Origin of the sequence: Alkaliphilus oremlandii OhILAs (genome assembly GCF_000018325.1) — a bacterium.
Classification (GTDB): domain Bacteria; phylum Bacillota; class Clostridia; order Peptostreptococcales; family Natronincolaceae; genus Alkaliphilus_B; species Alkaliphilus_B oremlandii.
Genome location: NC_009922.1, coordinates 2,704,010 through 2,717,444, shown reverse-complemented (window position 1 = coordinate 2,717,444; position 13,435 = coordinate 2,704,010). Strand labels below are relative to the sequence as shown.

Sequence of the window (13,435 nt, the reverse complement as noted above, 5' to 3'; positions counted from 1 at the left end):
TATCCATGAGCAAAATAGTTGCAATAATACAAGCAAGGATGGGTTCTACAAGATTACCAGGTAAAATAATGATGGATTTATGTGGTAAGACTGTTTTAGAGCATGTAATTATAAGAGTGAAGCAATCCAAATTAATTGATGAAATAGTTATAGCTACAACAGTTAAACAAGATGATGATATAATAGTTAAGGAAGCCGAAAGGCTAGGGGTAAAGCACTTTAGAGGCTCTGAGGAAGATGTACTCTCTAGATATTACTATGCAGCGAGAGAAAATGATGCAGATATAGTAGTAAGAATTACTTCAGATTGTCCTGTTATAGATGCTGACATAATAGATAAAATGATGATAAACTTTAAGAAATTATATAAGAGTGAGATTGATTATATGAGTAATACATTAGAAAGAACTTTCCCAAGAGGACTAGATGCTGAAATTATACGATTTGAAACATTAAAAAAGGTATTTGAGGAAGCTAGAAAACAATTTGAAAGAGAACATGTAACCCCATATATTTATCAGAATCCAGATAAATTTAAATTAATTGGTTTTAAAAATGAAATAGATTATTCAAGTTACAGATGGACACTAGATACTTCAGAAGATTTTCAAGCTATAACTAAAATATATGAACAGTTATATTTTGAAAAAAAAATATTTTGGTTAAATGATATTATAGATTTAATAGATAGAAATCCTGAAATAAAAGGTATTAATGAATTTATAGAGCAGAAAAAATTAGGAGAAAAGTAGATACTAAAAATTTTAGCCATTTAGAATATTAATTATTATATTATTAATGATATAAAAATACTGTGTGTAAGTATTGGAGGGAAATATTTATGACATTAGAGCTTATAAAAGTTACTAGGGATGATTTAGAACTTATTATGAACTGGAGAATCAAACTGGAAGTAAGCCAATATATGTATACTGATCCTAAGCTAACTCTAGAAATTCAACAAAAATGGTTTGAGTCTATTAATGAACAAAATAATAGTAAGTACTGGATAATAAAATTTGATGGTGTGAAAATAGGTCTAATAAATATCTGTAACATTGATTACACAAACAAAAGATGTTCTTGGGCATATTATATTGGGGATACTTCGTTTAGGGGTAAAGGAATTGCAACAACACTGGAATGTAATATATATGATTATGCATTTGATATATTAAATCTAAACAAGTTATGTTGTGAGGTATTTAGATTCAATGAAAAAGTTATTTCTATACATGAGAAGTTTGGATCTACTATAGAAGGAACATTAAAACAACATATATATAAGAATGGCGATTTTCTTGATATTGTTATAATGGCAATTACAAAAGATAAATGGAACCAAATAAAAAATAACTATAATTATGAGAAAATATCAATTGAAGAACTATGATAAAATGCATAGTTTTTAGTATAGTTAGTACATTTTGTATATTAATCAGGGTGAATAATATGTTAAAATATAACTTTAAAAATATAGAGAAAAATGATTGTGATTTAATATTTGAATGGGCTAATGATGAGACCGTAAGAAACAACTCATTTAATTCAAATACTATAGAATATGAAGAACATGTCAAGTGGTTTGATGAAAAGCTAAAGTCAACTGATTCGATTATGCATATTTTTGAAGTTAATAACGTAAGTGTTGGATTAATACGGTTGGATAGGTTTGATGATAAGTCATTTTTAATAAATTATAGCATTGCTAAAGAACATAGAGGTAGAGGATATGCTACATACTTGTTGCAATTGATTAAAGATAAATATAAAACAAATTTTTTAATAGGGAAAGTTAAGTCGACAAATAGCGCTTCTATAAAAGCATTTATGAAAGCTGGCTATATTATGAAAGATGAATCAGATATAAAACTATTCTATTCCTTCGATAGGGACTAAACATAAAGGAGGTCATAATTCTATGTTTGGAAAAAAAGTTTACATAGTTGGAGAAATATCTGCTAACCATGGCCATGATATTCAAATAGCTAAAGATACAATAAAAGCTATAAAAGAAGCAGGAGCAGATGCTGTAAAAATTCAAACATATACAGCGGATACTATCACAATGAATTGTGATAATGAATATTTTCAAATAAAACAAGGAACATTATGGGATGGAACAACTTTATATAAGCTATATCAAGAAGCGTATACTCCTTGGGAGTGGCATAAGGAGCTCTTTGATTATGCAAAAGAAATTGGAATAACTATTTTCTCCTCTCCATTTGATAAATCTGCCGTGGATCTACTTGAAGAACTTAATACGCCAGCATACAAAGTTGCATCTTTTGAGATTACTGATGTTCCTTTAATAAAATACATAGCCTCTAAAGAAAAGCCAGTGATCATATCCACAGGAATTGCTACCATAGGAGAAATTAAGGAAGCTGTAGACGCTTGTAGGGAAGAAGGAAATGAAAGTATAACTTTACTAAAATGTACAAGTTCATATCCAGCGCCTTATGAAGAAATGAACTTATTAACCATTCCAAATATGAGAGAAACCTTTGGTGTAGAAGTTGGACTATCAGACCATTCAATGGGATGTACTGTAGCACTTGGAGCAGTAGCATTAGGTGCTAAGTTTATAGAAAAACATGTGATCCTAGATAGAAGCATAGGAGGGCCTGATGCAGAGTTCTCTATGGAAATAGATGAATTTAAATCAATGGTGGAGGAAATAAGGAAGTTAGAGAGGGCATTGGGAAATATAAGTTATGACATTACTGAAAAAACAAAGAAAAATAGAATATTTTCCCGTTCACTATTCTTTACACAAGATATAAAAGAAGGGGATGTAATCACTTACAAAAATATGAGGTCAATTAGACCTGGATATGGGATGCATCCAAGACATTATAGTGAAATATTAGGGAGAAAAGTAATAAAAGATATAGAAAGAGGAACACCTGTTGATTGGAGTCATATAGAATGAAAAACATAGGGATAAGAGTACTAGGAGGCAAAGGTATAGGATATGGACACTATTATAGGTGTCTTTCTTTAGCAATTGCGCTCGGACAGGTGGAAAAGGACATTAACATAACTTTTATTATAAATCAAGAATTGGAAGATTTAATAAATAATACTGAAGTTGAATATATAATAAACAATGAGTTCGAACAGGATTATAATATAATTGATGAACGCGAGATCGATTTATTCATAGTTGATTCATACTTAGGAAGTAATGAATATCTTAAGATGGTAAAAGAAAAAACTAAATTAATGATTATAGATGATAACAATGACATATACGATGCATCTATACCAGATATTATTTATAATGGGAATATCCATGCGGAAAGACTAGGATATTTAGAGATAGAAGGACAATTAAAACTATTAGGGCCTAAGTATTTAATAATGAAGGAAGAATATTGGAAAAAACAAGATGAAAATATAGATAAAAATGGAATTCTAATTACAACTGGTGGTACAGATGATCATGGAATCACAGTTAAAATAATGGATGCAATTAAAAACTTAGCTATCAAGACTAGAATTATTATTGGACCTGGATATTACTGTGACTATATTAAAAATATTGAAGCTATAAAGACCGAAAATATGGAATTAATATATAAACCACCCAACCTAAAGAAATATATAGCATCTTCAAAGATAGTAATTACTGCTGGAGGAAGTACTGTCTATGAAGTATTATCACAAAATACTATTCCTATTATATTTAGTATAGCAGATAATCAGGATTTGATATGTAAAGAGTTGAGTAATATAGGAATAGATTATTTAGGAAAATATCCAAGTATTAGTTATGATAGATTAGATGAACTTATAGGAAGATATTGTTATAAAAATATGATTTTAAAAGATGGAACATTAGATTTGATAGGGGGTCAATCAACCTTATCAACTGCTGAAATAATATTATCAAGGATATAGGTATATCTAATAAAAAGCAACTATTTTTTCGGAAAATGAGGGGTTGATTTAGTGGAACAACATAAAAGAATGATATTAATGCCAGAATATATGAAACAATTTAGATGTATTGGTTCAAAATGTGAAGATAGTTGTTGTATCGGATGGACGGTATCTTTAGATAAAAAAAGATATCAAAATTACAGAAAAAATAATAACATGGAACTAAAGCCTATATTTAAATCTATGGTTAGAAGATCGCATAATAATAAAACTGATGAGTTCTATGGAAGAATAGTAATGGATGAGTTGGGAAGATGTCCTTTCTTAGATGAGAGTAAGCTTTGCAAGATACAAGATATCTTAGGCGAAGAATACCTATCAAATATTTGTGCTTCATATCCTAGATTTACAAGTAGGATAGATGGAAAACTTGAGCGTAGCGCAACGACATCTTGTCCTGAGATAGCAAGATTAGCTCTTTTAAATCCGAATGGAATTTGTTTTGAACAAATACAAGAAGATGAAGATCTAAGAATTATGATAAACTCAAGCTTTGATACCGAAGGATATTCCCTTTATAATAAACCAGAAAAATATTTTTGGGATATTCGATTATTTTGCATATCATTACTTCAAGATAGGGACTATAGTCTTTCAGAAAGAGTTATGTTACTGGGTATCGTTAACAACAGAATTGAAGGATTATACAAAATGCAAAAGACTCATGATATACCTAAGGTGCTTGAATCTCTTGCAAAAATGATTAGTGCAGGAAATTTTAGGGAGGAACTTGATAAAGTTCCTACCCAAGTTGAAATACAATTAAAGATATTAGAAACAATGATAAATGAAAGGCTATTAATTGGAACCTTAAATGAAAGGTATATAGAATGCCTTAATGAAACTTTACTCGGGCTAGAAAATACAGAAGATGAAAAAATAGAAACTACGATCAAAAAGTATGAAGAAGCTTATGACAGCTATCTAAAGGACTATTTAAAAGAGAAAGAATATATTTTAGAGAACTTTCTTGTAAATGAATACTTTAGATGGATGATGCCTTTTGGGGGTTTTACAAGCATATGGGATTCTTATATTTTTATTTGTGTTGTCTATGGAATGATAAAATTACATCTTGTAGGTATGGCGGAATATCACAAAGAATTAAATGATGAACTTACACTAAAATTAATACAATCGTTTTCAAAAGTTATACTACATAATAATCAATATATTCAATCAATTATTAATCTAATAAAAGAAAATGGTCTAGATACGCTTGCATATATGACGATATTGTCTAGGAATTAGATATTAGTTGACGCTAGACTTAGATTAATAGTTTAGACACAAAAAGTATGGTATTTATACAATGGATTTTTCATATTCAGAAGGGATTGTACCCAATATTCCCATGAATACGGTTTCTATTGTACCATTTTTCAATATACTCAAATAAAGACAATTTTGCTTGCTCATAGTTAATATAATTCGTTTGATAAATTGCCTCTTTTTTTAAAATAGCATGAAAGGCTTCCATAGGGGCATTGTCATAAGGGTTAGCCTTAGCACTATAAGATCGATTAACTTGATATTTTTCAGTAATTTTTATGTACTCTTTACTTAGATATTGGCTGCCGCGATCTGTGTGGATTATTCACCTAGTGGATAAGCTCGGTTAACCATAGCCTTATCTAGGGCTTTTGCAATCAAAGTAGAATCCATAAAAGTGCTAAAGTGGTGTCCCAAAATCTTTTGGAAAGCTTAAACCGTTATGGAAACTAAGCAACACCAGTCATGGGTAAGTGTAAGGCTATAAGATAGTAAATAAAGGCTTAAAAGGAGGATATTAAAATGAAATATAGAATACTACACACTTGTATCAGAGTCATGGATTTAGAAAAATCTTTAAAGTTTTACAAGGAAGCCTTAGGTTTTGTTGAAACTAGGAGAAAGGACTTTCCAGAGCATGCGTTTACCTTGGTATTCTTAGGGGATGAAGCAGGAACTCATGAGATCGAGTTAACCTATAACTACCACCCAGAGAAGCCCTATGTTATCGGAAATGGCTTTAGCCATATGGCGGTTTCCTCAGACAACCTAGAAGAATCTCACAAGCTACACCAGGAAATGGGATATAAAGTTACAGATTTAATGGGGCTTCCAGGAGAGGCACCGAGATATTACTTTGTAACGGACCCAGATGGATACGATGTAGAAGTAATCAGAGCCGTACGATAAATAAGGATAGATTAAAGCTATACGGCATAGAATCCCCCTAAAATAAGGTATTGGGACATCTTATTAGGGGAATTTGTTTACGAATTATTAAGGAAGATAGGAAAACACTGCTATCTTCTCAGATGGAACCTCTCTTTACGTGCCGATGGATGATTGGTTTTAGCTGATTCTATTTCATCCTCTGCTTCGTCATGGTTGGACTCTACATAAACAATGCCGCCTTCTTCTACAAAGCAATCAATGCTTTTTAAGGAAACAGAAGTTTCTGTAATGATATCCAAAACGGTAGCTTTTGGATTTGTTTTAATATGAGTAAGGATTAGCTCAAAATCTCTATCGTTTATTTCAGAGCAAGAATTGCAGTAGATTTTTCCGTTCTTCAAAAACATTTTATTGCATCTTTTGCATATTTGATAAGACATAGAAACACCTCTCAATAAAAGACATATTATTAATCATATATGAAAAATAAAGTGCTGTCCACTATTTGATAGGAAATAGAATGAATCCTATAGTTCAACAACCTATTATAAAAATTAGACTATTATACTATATATAAAAGGAGATAAATAGTGTAAAGTAAAGTTAGAAGCAAATATATCCCACTGATAGGAGTGAGATCAAATTGAAGCTAACATTAGATGAAATTACGAGAAAAGTAGTTGATATGCCGGCGTTACCTCAGGTTGTAAACGATATTATGAGTTTAACAGAAAATCCAAATTCTACGATTCAGGATATTGAAAGGACGGTCTTAAAGGATCAAGGCTTAACTGCTAGAATACTGCGTTTAGCCAACTCGGCACACTACGGTTATCCAAGACGAATCAGCACCATTTCAGAAGCTTCGGTTCTATTAGGTTTTCAAGCGATTAGAAGCATTGCGCTAACTGCATCTGTAAATGGGCTTTTAGTAAAGGAAGTAGAAGGCTATCGATTGGAAGAAAACGAACTTTGGAGGCAGTCACAGTCCACTGCAATTGTAGCTCGGTATATCTCTAAAAAGGTACGCTTTGCTAAAATAGATCAAGCCTATGTAGCGGGCTTACTTCGAGATATTGGAAAGGTCATTGTGAATTATTATTTAAATGAGCATTTTACTCAAATTATGAGTACCATTGAGAATGAAAATGTTTCATTTTTAGATGCAGAAGAAAAGGTTTTAGGATTTAACCATGGTCAGGTAGGCTCTGAAGTCGCTAAGAAATGGAATCTGCCAGAGGAATTAATAGAGGCCATCGAATACCACCATACCCCAGAAAAGGCGACGAAGAATAAGAAACTCACGGCTATTGTTCACGTAGCAGACGCTATTGTTATGGCTATGGGAATAGGTCTCGGTGCCGATGGTATGGTTTATCATCTATCTGAGGAAGCTTTGAATATTCTCGGTATCGATGAAGGGATGTTGGAACAATTAATAGCCGACGCTTCTGATCTTTTAGTGGATGAGGATGCTTTTAGTCTAGCATAAAGTAAGAAATTTCTTTGATTGAATAAATAACGAAAGGAAAAGGGGCTGCCAACAGGCAGTCCCTTTCTTTGATCTGTTTTTTACTCTTGAGGAGAACGGCTTTCAGCAGCCCATTGATCCAATTTTTCCATAGTCAATCGATAGGTTTCTTTTGAAATCTCTGGGAGCTCTCCAAGTATTTTTTCTGCTTCCTTAAAGCCTTGCTCTATTGCACCTTTTAGCTGATCCAACTTTTCTATATCGCCACCGGATATCGCCTTTGCAAAATCAACCAAACGGTCACTTACTGCCTCTGCGCTTAAAGGACCACCGGGTGCAATCATTGCAGCCGCTTCTGCTCTTGTGGCATCGTCAATTTCTACGGTAGTCCACTCTTCGTCGGTAATGGTCTTTAGGGAATGTCCCTGCTTTAATAAAAGCTTTTCAACCAATTCTCTAAGGTAATTATGAGCCTGCTCGGATTGTCTCTTTAGCTTTGTTACGGTTTCACTGTCATATACATGTCCAGACTTATTGTAGGTACCGGTGTTCACCGTTTCTGAAGGTGTATATTTTACAGCTTCATCTACTACAGGTTTTTCACTTTCAGGGCTTTTATTTTCAATATGTTTGCTCTCTACCTTACGTACTGGTTCTGTATATAGCTTCTGACCAACTCTTTCAACTTTCAAAATCAACACCTCCTATATATGGTAAATTCTCTTATTATATATATCGGCAGGAATTCTAAATTAAAACAGAGATTCATAGAATAATTTATATAAAATTAAAATAAAGACAAAAAGTTATTGCTAAAATGTAACAACTGAACTATAATGGTATTTATTAATAAAGACATCTGTATTCGAATCAGAAACAAAGTTATGAAGACATGAATCTAAGCCTTACATAATAAAATGTAAAAGGCTAGTTTTATGAAGGTACCATGTAGTACAAGATAAAAATAAGGGGGAATTTACTTGAAAAAGAGGATGGCTATTTTAGTAGTGTGGATTTTGGTATTATCATTGAGCCTTGTAGGATGTGGTGGCAATACACCGGTGGCGCCAGTAGATGGCAATGGAGGCAATGCTTCAAATGATGGAGATGTAATTAAAATTGGGATATTTGAACCAGTTACAGGTGCTTATGCTGCTGGAGGGGAGCTGGAGGTAGAGGGAATACGACTGGCAAACGAATTGTATCCCGAAGTATTGGGTAAAAAAGTAGAATTGGTTCTTGCTGATAATAAGTCCGATGTTGTAGAAGCTGCCAGTGCTGCTGCAAGACTTGTAGAGAAAGAAAAGGTTACAGCAATTATTGGAAGCTGGGGAAGTGGCTTATCCATAGCGGCTGGAGATGTAATTAAGGGTAAAGCGCCTGCAGTTGCTCCATCGGCTACAAATCCATTGGTTACAAAAGGAAATGATTTCTATTTTAGGGTTTGTTTTATCGACCCTTTCCAAGGAACGGTTATGGCAAACTATGCTGCAAATAATTTAAAAGCTAAAAAAGCGGCGATTATCCAAGAGGTCTCCAACGACTATTCAATTGGACTTGCAAAATTCTTTACCGATTCTTTTAAAGAGCTAACAGGTGATGCAAATGCTATTGTAGAGGTTGCAAACTATCAAACTGGGGATCAAGATTTTTCAGCACAGCTATTGAATATCAGTAATAAAAAACCAGATGTGATCTTTGCTCCTGGTAACTTTACAGAATCTGCATTGATCATTCAGCAGGCAAGGCAGCTAGGAATCGATACACCGATTATCGGTGGCGATACTTGGGAAACTCCTGAATTTATAGAAATTGGTAAGGAAGCTGTAGAAGGTACTGTATTATCTACATTCTTTACATCAGAAACACCGATTACAAAGGAATCTGAAAAGTTCTTAGAAGCCTATAGAAACAAGTATGGTAAAGAGCCTGCGGCGGTTACAGCCCTTGGATACGATGCATATCTTCTTATTCTAGATGCTATTGAAAGAGCAGGAACCACAGACTATGATCCATTGAAAAATGCAATTGCTCAAACAAAGAATTTTGAAGGTGCAGCCGGTGTCATTACATTGGATGAAAATGGTGACGCAGTGAAGGATGCAATTTTAAAGATTGTAAAGGATGGTAAATTCACTTACCTAGATACAATTAAACCTTACAATTAATTAAACACCTACATGCTACATCTTCATCGTTTGGGAGGTGTAGCATGTAGATTCATATCGAAGGATTTGGCGATTTTTACAGAAGGCAAGGCTTGGGACTAAATATGATGGGGTGGTGAACATATGCCAAATATGGGTTTTGACTTATTTATGCAACATTTAACCAATGGAATATCCTTAGGAAGTTTATATGCACTTATTGCAATTGGTTATACAATGGTTTATGGGATATTGAGATTGATTAACTTTGCACATGGGGAAATTTTTATGATGTCGCTTTATTTTGCTTTTTATGGTGTTGCTATGTTTGCGATGCCTTGGTATATCGCATTTATCGTAACCATTCTGATAACTGCTGTACTAGGAATGCTGGTGGAGAGAGCTGCATATAAATCTTTGAGAGATGCACCAAGAATCACCATCATGGTTTCCGCCATAGGGGCTTCTTTTTTTATTCAAAATCTTGCCATTGTTTTATTTGGTGGTAGACCGAAAACTGTTCCAACGGTGGAGGTATTGTCCGGGGTGATAAAGCTGGGGTCCGTATCTCTACAAAGGCTGACCTTAGTGATTCCAGTAGTAACCATACTGCTATTATTTCTTTTGATGTTTTTAGTGAACCAAACGAAAACTGGAATGGCAATGCGTGCCGTATCCAAGGACTATGAAACCGCGCGGCTTATGGGAATTGACGTCAATAAAATTATTACCATAACCTTTGGTATTGGCTCTGCTCTGGCAGCTATTGGTGGCATCATGTGGGGCGCAAAATTTCCTAAAATAGACCCTTTTGTTGGGACTATGCCGGGTATTAAATGCTTTATTGCTGCAGTTCTAGGTGGAATCGGAAACATTCCCGGTGCAGTAATCGGGGGGTTCATCTTAGGGATTGGAGAGATTATGCTCATTGCTTTTCTACCGAGCCTAACTGGCTATCGAGATGCCTTTGCTTTCATACTACTGATTATCATTCTACTGTTTAAGCCAACAGGAATCATGGGTGAAAAAATTGCGGAGAAGGTGTAGACGATGAAAAAGAAAAATACCATATTAACTGGATTAGCAGTATTGCTTTTATTGATTTATTTGATTTATGCAAATAAGAATTATGATTCTTATAAAATTAGAGTTCTAAATCTATGTGCAATTTATGCTGTATTGGGACTCAGTATGAATTTGATCAATGGATTTACAGGTTTATTTTCCCTTGGACATGCAGGTTTTATGGCAGTAGGTGCCTATACTACCGCTCTTCTGACCATGACACCGCAAAGTAAGGAGGCAACATTCTTCTTAGTGCCCATTGTAGAGCCTTTGGCTAAAATTCAGCTTCCTTTTTTTGTGGCACTGATCATCGGTGGACTACTTTCAGCAATGGTGGCATTTTTAATCGGTGCACCGACTTTAAGGCTGAAGGGCGATTATTTAGCCATTGCCACCTTAGGGTGCTCGGAAATTATCCGTATTGTTTTTACACAGACGCAAAATATAACCAATGGACCCACAGGATTGAAGTCTATTCCCAATACGACCAATCTGTGGTGGAGCTTTGGCATGATGGTATTTACAATTTTGATTATGGTGGCTTTGATCAATAGCAGCTACGGAAAAGTCTTTAAAGCCATTCGAGATGATGAGATTGCGGCAGAAAGCATGGGGATTAACTTATTTAAGCATAAAGTGCTCTCCTTTGTTATCGGCGCTTTCTTTGCAGGGGTTGGCGGTGGGCTATTAGGGAATCTTCTTGGCACCATCAATCCAAATATGTTCCGATTCACATTAACCTTCAACGTTCTTCTGATTATTGTTTTGGGAGGCATGGGCAGTATCACAGGAACTGTGATTTCCTCCTTTATTGTAACGGCTGGTTTAGAATATTTGAGATTTTTAGATGAATCCATCAATCTTGGCTTTATAAAGATGGAAGGCGTAGCAGGCATTCGAATGGTAGTATTTTCTACCCTACTGATGATCGTCGTTATTTTCTTTAGAAATGGGTTAATGGGGAATAAGGAATTTAGCTGGGATGGGTTTTTGAGCCTCTTCAAGAGAAAACCTTTTGAGAAAAAGGGGGTGCAGGGATAATGACACTTTTAAAAACAGATCACATTGTCATGAGGTTCGGTGGACTAACTGCTGTGAATGAATTTAACCTGCAGATCAATGAGGAAGAAATTGTTGCCCTCATTGGGCCCAACGGTGCTGGAAAGACCACAGCATTCAACATGATTACGGGTGTATATACCCCATCGGAAGGTAAAATATTTTTTGAGAATGAAGATATTACAGGCTTAAAGCCCCATCTTATTACGAAAAAAGGAATGGCAAGGACCTTTCAGAACATACGTCTCTTTAAAGAATTAAGTGTTTTGGATAATGTTTTCATAGCGAATCACTTGCATTTAAAATCCAATTGCTTTCAGGCAGTTGGCGGTAGAATCTATCCCGAAGCTCTTCAGAAACTCTGGACACCAAAATATAAGAAGGAAGAACGTGAAATTTTAGATCGATGTCATATGTTGCTAGAAAAAGTAGGACTCATCGATCTTATGAATGAAAAATCCAGCAGTCTTCCTTACGGCTTGCAGCGCAAACTAGAAATCGCAAGGGCATTGGCTACAAATCCAAAGCTCCTATTGCTGGATGAACCTGCTGCCGGGATGAATCCAAAGGAAACCGACGATTTAACAGCGTTTATTCGAGAGATTAAGACCGAGTTTAATCTAAGTATATTTTTAATTGAGCATCATATGCAGGTGGTCATGGGCATATCCGATCGAATTTACGTATTGGATCATGGGACCACCATTGCAGAGGGGACTCCTTATGAGATTCAAAACAACGAAAGGGTAATCGAGGCATATTTGGGGGTGTGTGAGGATGCTTAAAATAGAGAACTTGAAGGTTTCATACGGTGGAATTAAAGCCTTAAAAGGAATCCATATGGAAGTGGAAGAAAATAAAATTGTAGCCCTTATTGGAGCAAACGGTGCAGGAAAAAGTACCACCTTGCGCTCCATCGTCGGTCTAGTAAAACCAGAAGTGGGAATCATCACTTATCATGGGGAAGATTTAGCCAAGGTACAAACAAAGGATTTGGTCCGAAGAGGCATTACGCTAGTACCGGAAGGAAGGAGAGTTTTTCCAAACTTAACGGTATTAGAAAATCTTAAAATAGGTGCATTTTATAGAAATGACGATGAGAATATTAAAGATGATCTGGAATGGGTCTATACCCTATTTCCCAGACTGAAGGAGCGAACCTGGCAGCTTGCTGGAACATTGTCCGGTGGAGAGCAACAGATGTTGGCAGTAGGAAGGGCCTTAATGTCCAGGCCAAAGCTTCTGATGATGGATGAGCCTTCTCTAGGTCTTGCCCCTTTAATCGTAAAGGAAATATTTAATATTATTGAAGAAATTAACAGACAGGGTGTAACCATTCTTTTAATAGAGCAGAATGCCAATGTATCCTTAAAGATTGCCCATAAGGCCTACGTTATGGAAACAGGGGATATTACGTTAGAGGGAACTGGAAGCGAGCTTTTAAGAAATGAAGAGGTAAAGAAGGCTTATCTAGGTGAGAGTGTTTCAGTACAAAAATAAAGTTTGCTCGCTTACGCTCACAAACTTTATGTCGCACTGATCTCTAGATAGATCTTAGGGTTTCAAGTGCTCAAAATAA

General features: G+C 34.9%; 16 protein-coding genes. 13 read left to right on the top strand and 3 right to left on the bottom strand.

Annotated features, from left to right (window positions below):
- Positions 1-5 precede the first annotated feature (5 nt).
- The 6 genes from CLOS_RS13285 (at position 6) to fliB (ending at position 5,202) form a co-directional block, all read left to right on the top strand.
- Positions 6-752 (top strand): cytidylyltransferase domain-containing protein, encoded by a 747-nt coding sequence (locus CLOS_RS13285; RefSeq protein ID WP_012160351.1) that lies wholly within the window; start codon positions 6-8, stop codon positions 750-752.
- Between the two features lie 89 nt (positions 753-841).
- Positions 842-1,393 carry a UDP-4-amino-4,6-dideoxy-N-acetyl-beta-L-altrosamine N-acetyltransferase gene (gene pseH / locus CLOS_RS13280; protein WP_012160350.1) on the top strand — a complete coding sequence of 184 codons (552 nt, stop codon included), beginning with the start codon at positions 842-844 and terminating at the stop codon, positions 1,391-1,393.
- A gap of 59 nt (positions 1,394-1,452) precedes the next feature.
- Positions 1,453-1,899, top strand: coding sequence for a GNAT family N-acetyltransferase (locus tag CLOS_RS13275; RefSeq protein ID WP_012160349.1), 447 nt, complete (start codon positions 1,453-1,455; stop codon positions 1,897-1,899).
- A 22-nt stretch (positions 1,900-1,921) separates the two neighbouring features.
- Complete coding sequence (gene pseI, locus CLOS_RS13270; RefSeq protein ID WP_012160348.1) at positions 1,922-2,938, top strand: pseudaminic acid synthase; 1,017 nt, start codon at positions 1,922-1,924, stop codon at positions 2,936-2,938.
- The gene (locus tag CLOS_RS13265) at positions 2,935-3,909 is read left to right on the top strand and encodes a PseG/SpsG family protein (RefSeq protein WP_012160347.1); all 975 of its coding nucleotides are present in this window, start codon (positions 2,935-2,937) and stop codon (positions 3,907-3,909) included. The genes pseI and CLOS_RS13265 overlap by 4 nt, the downstream gene beginning before the upstream one ends.
- Before the next feature lie 51 nt (positions 3,910-3,960).
- Positions 3,961-5,202, top strand: coding sequence for a flagellin lysine-N-methylase (fliB, locus tag CLOS_RS13260; RefSeq protein ID WP_012160346.1), 1,242 nt, complete (start codon positions 3,961-3,963; stop codon positions 5,200-5,202).
- Positions 5,203-5,278: 76 nt separating this feature from the next.
- Here fliB and CLOS_RS16520 read toward each other — a convergent pair whose 3' ends face one another.
- Entirely contained in the window at positions 5,279-5,431 is a 153-nt protein-coding gene (locus CLOS_RS16520; protein ID WP_408626270.1) for an IS3 family transposase, read from the bottom strand.
- Positions 5,432-5,745: 314 nt separating this feature from the next.
- Here CLOS_RS16520 and gloA point away from each other — a divergent pair, with 314 nt between their 5' ends.
- Positions 5,746-6,132 carry a lactoylglutathione lyase gene (gene gloA / locus CLOS_RS13255; protein ID WP_012160345.1) on the top strand — a complete coding sequence of 129 codons (387 nt, stop codon included), beginning with the start codon at positions 5,746-5,748 and terminating at the stop codon, positions 6,130-6,132.
- A 110-nt stretch (positions 6,133-6,242) separates the two neighbouring features.
- Here gloA and CLOS_RS13250 read toward each other — a convergent pair whose 3' ends face one another.
- Positions 6,243-6,554, bottom strand: coding sequence for a hypothetical protein (locus CLOS_RS13250; RefSeq protein WP_012160344.1), 312 nt, complete (start codon positions 6,552-6,554; stop codon positions 6,243-6,245).
- A gap of 203 nt (positions 6,555-6,757) precedes the next feature.
- On the opposite strand from CLOS_RS13250, the gene CLOS_RS13245 reads away from it, so the two are divergent.
- Entirely contained in the window at positions 6,758-7,606 is an 849-nt protein-coding gene (locus CLOS_RS13245; protein ID WP_012160343.1) for an HDOD domain-containing protein, read from the top strand.
- A gap of 80 nt (positions 7,607-7,686) precedes the next feature.
- Here the strand turns inward: CLOS_RS13245 and CLOS_RS13240 are convergent, their stop codons facing one another.
- A complete protein-coding gene (locus CLOS_RS13240; protein ID WP_012160342.1) occupies positions 7,687-8,277 on the bottom strand; it encodes a hypothetical protein in 591 nt (196 codons plus the stop codon).
- 288 nt (positions 8,278-8,565) lie between these two features.
- On the opposite strand from CLOS_RS13240, the gene CLOS_RS13235 reads away from it, so the two are divergent.
- From CLOS_RS13235 to CLOS_RS13215, 5 genes are all read left to right on the top strand, one after another.
- Complete coding sequence (locus CLOS_RS13235; RefSeq protein WP_012160341.1) at positions 8,566-9,753, top strand: ABC transporter substrate-binding protein; 1,188 nt, start codon at positions 8,566-8,568, stop codon at positions 9,751-9,753.
- Between the two features lie 123 nt (positions 9,754-9,876).
- Entirely contained in the window at positions 9,877-10,779 is a 903-nt protein-coding gene (locus CLOS_RS13230) for a branched-chain amino acid ABC transporter permease (RefSeq protein WP_041719383.1), read from the top strand.
- 3 nt (positions 10,780-10,782) lie between these two features.
- Complete coding sequence (locus CLOS_RS13225; protein WP_012160339.1) at positions 10,783-11,838, top strand: branched-chain amino acid ABC transporter permease; 1,056 nt, start codon at positions 10,783-10,785, stop codon at positions 11,836-11,838.
- Positions 11,838-12,641 carry an ABC transporter ATP-binding protein gene (locus CLOS_RS13220; protein ID WP_012160338.1) on the top strand — a complete coding sequence of 268 codons (804 nt, stop codon included), beginning with the start codon at positions 11,838-11,840 and terminating at the stop codon, positions 12,639-12,641. Before CLOS_RS13225 ends, CLOS_RS13220 begins: the two co-directional genes overlap by 1 nt.
- The gene (locus CLOS_RS13215) at positions 12,634-13,356 is read left to right on the top strand and encodes an ABC transporter ATP-binding protein (protein WP_012160337.1); all 723 of its coding nucleotides are present in this window, start codon (positions 12,634-12,636) and stop codon (positions 13,354-13,356) included. The genes CLOS_RS13220 and CLOS_RS13215 overlap by 8 nt, the downstream gene beginning before the upstream one ends.
- Positions 13,357-13,435: the final 79 nt, after the last annotated feature.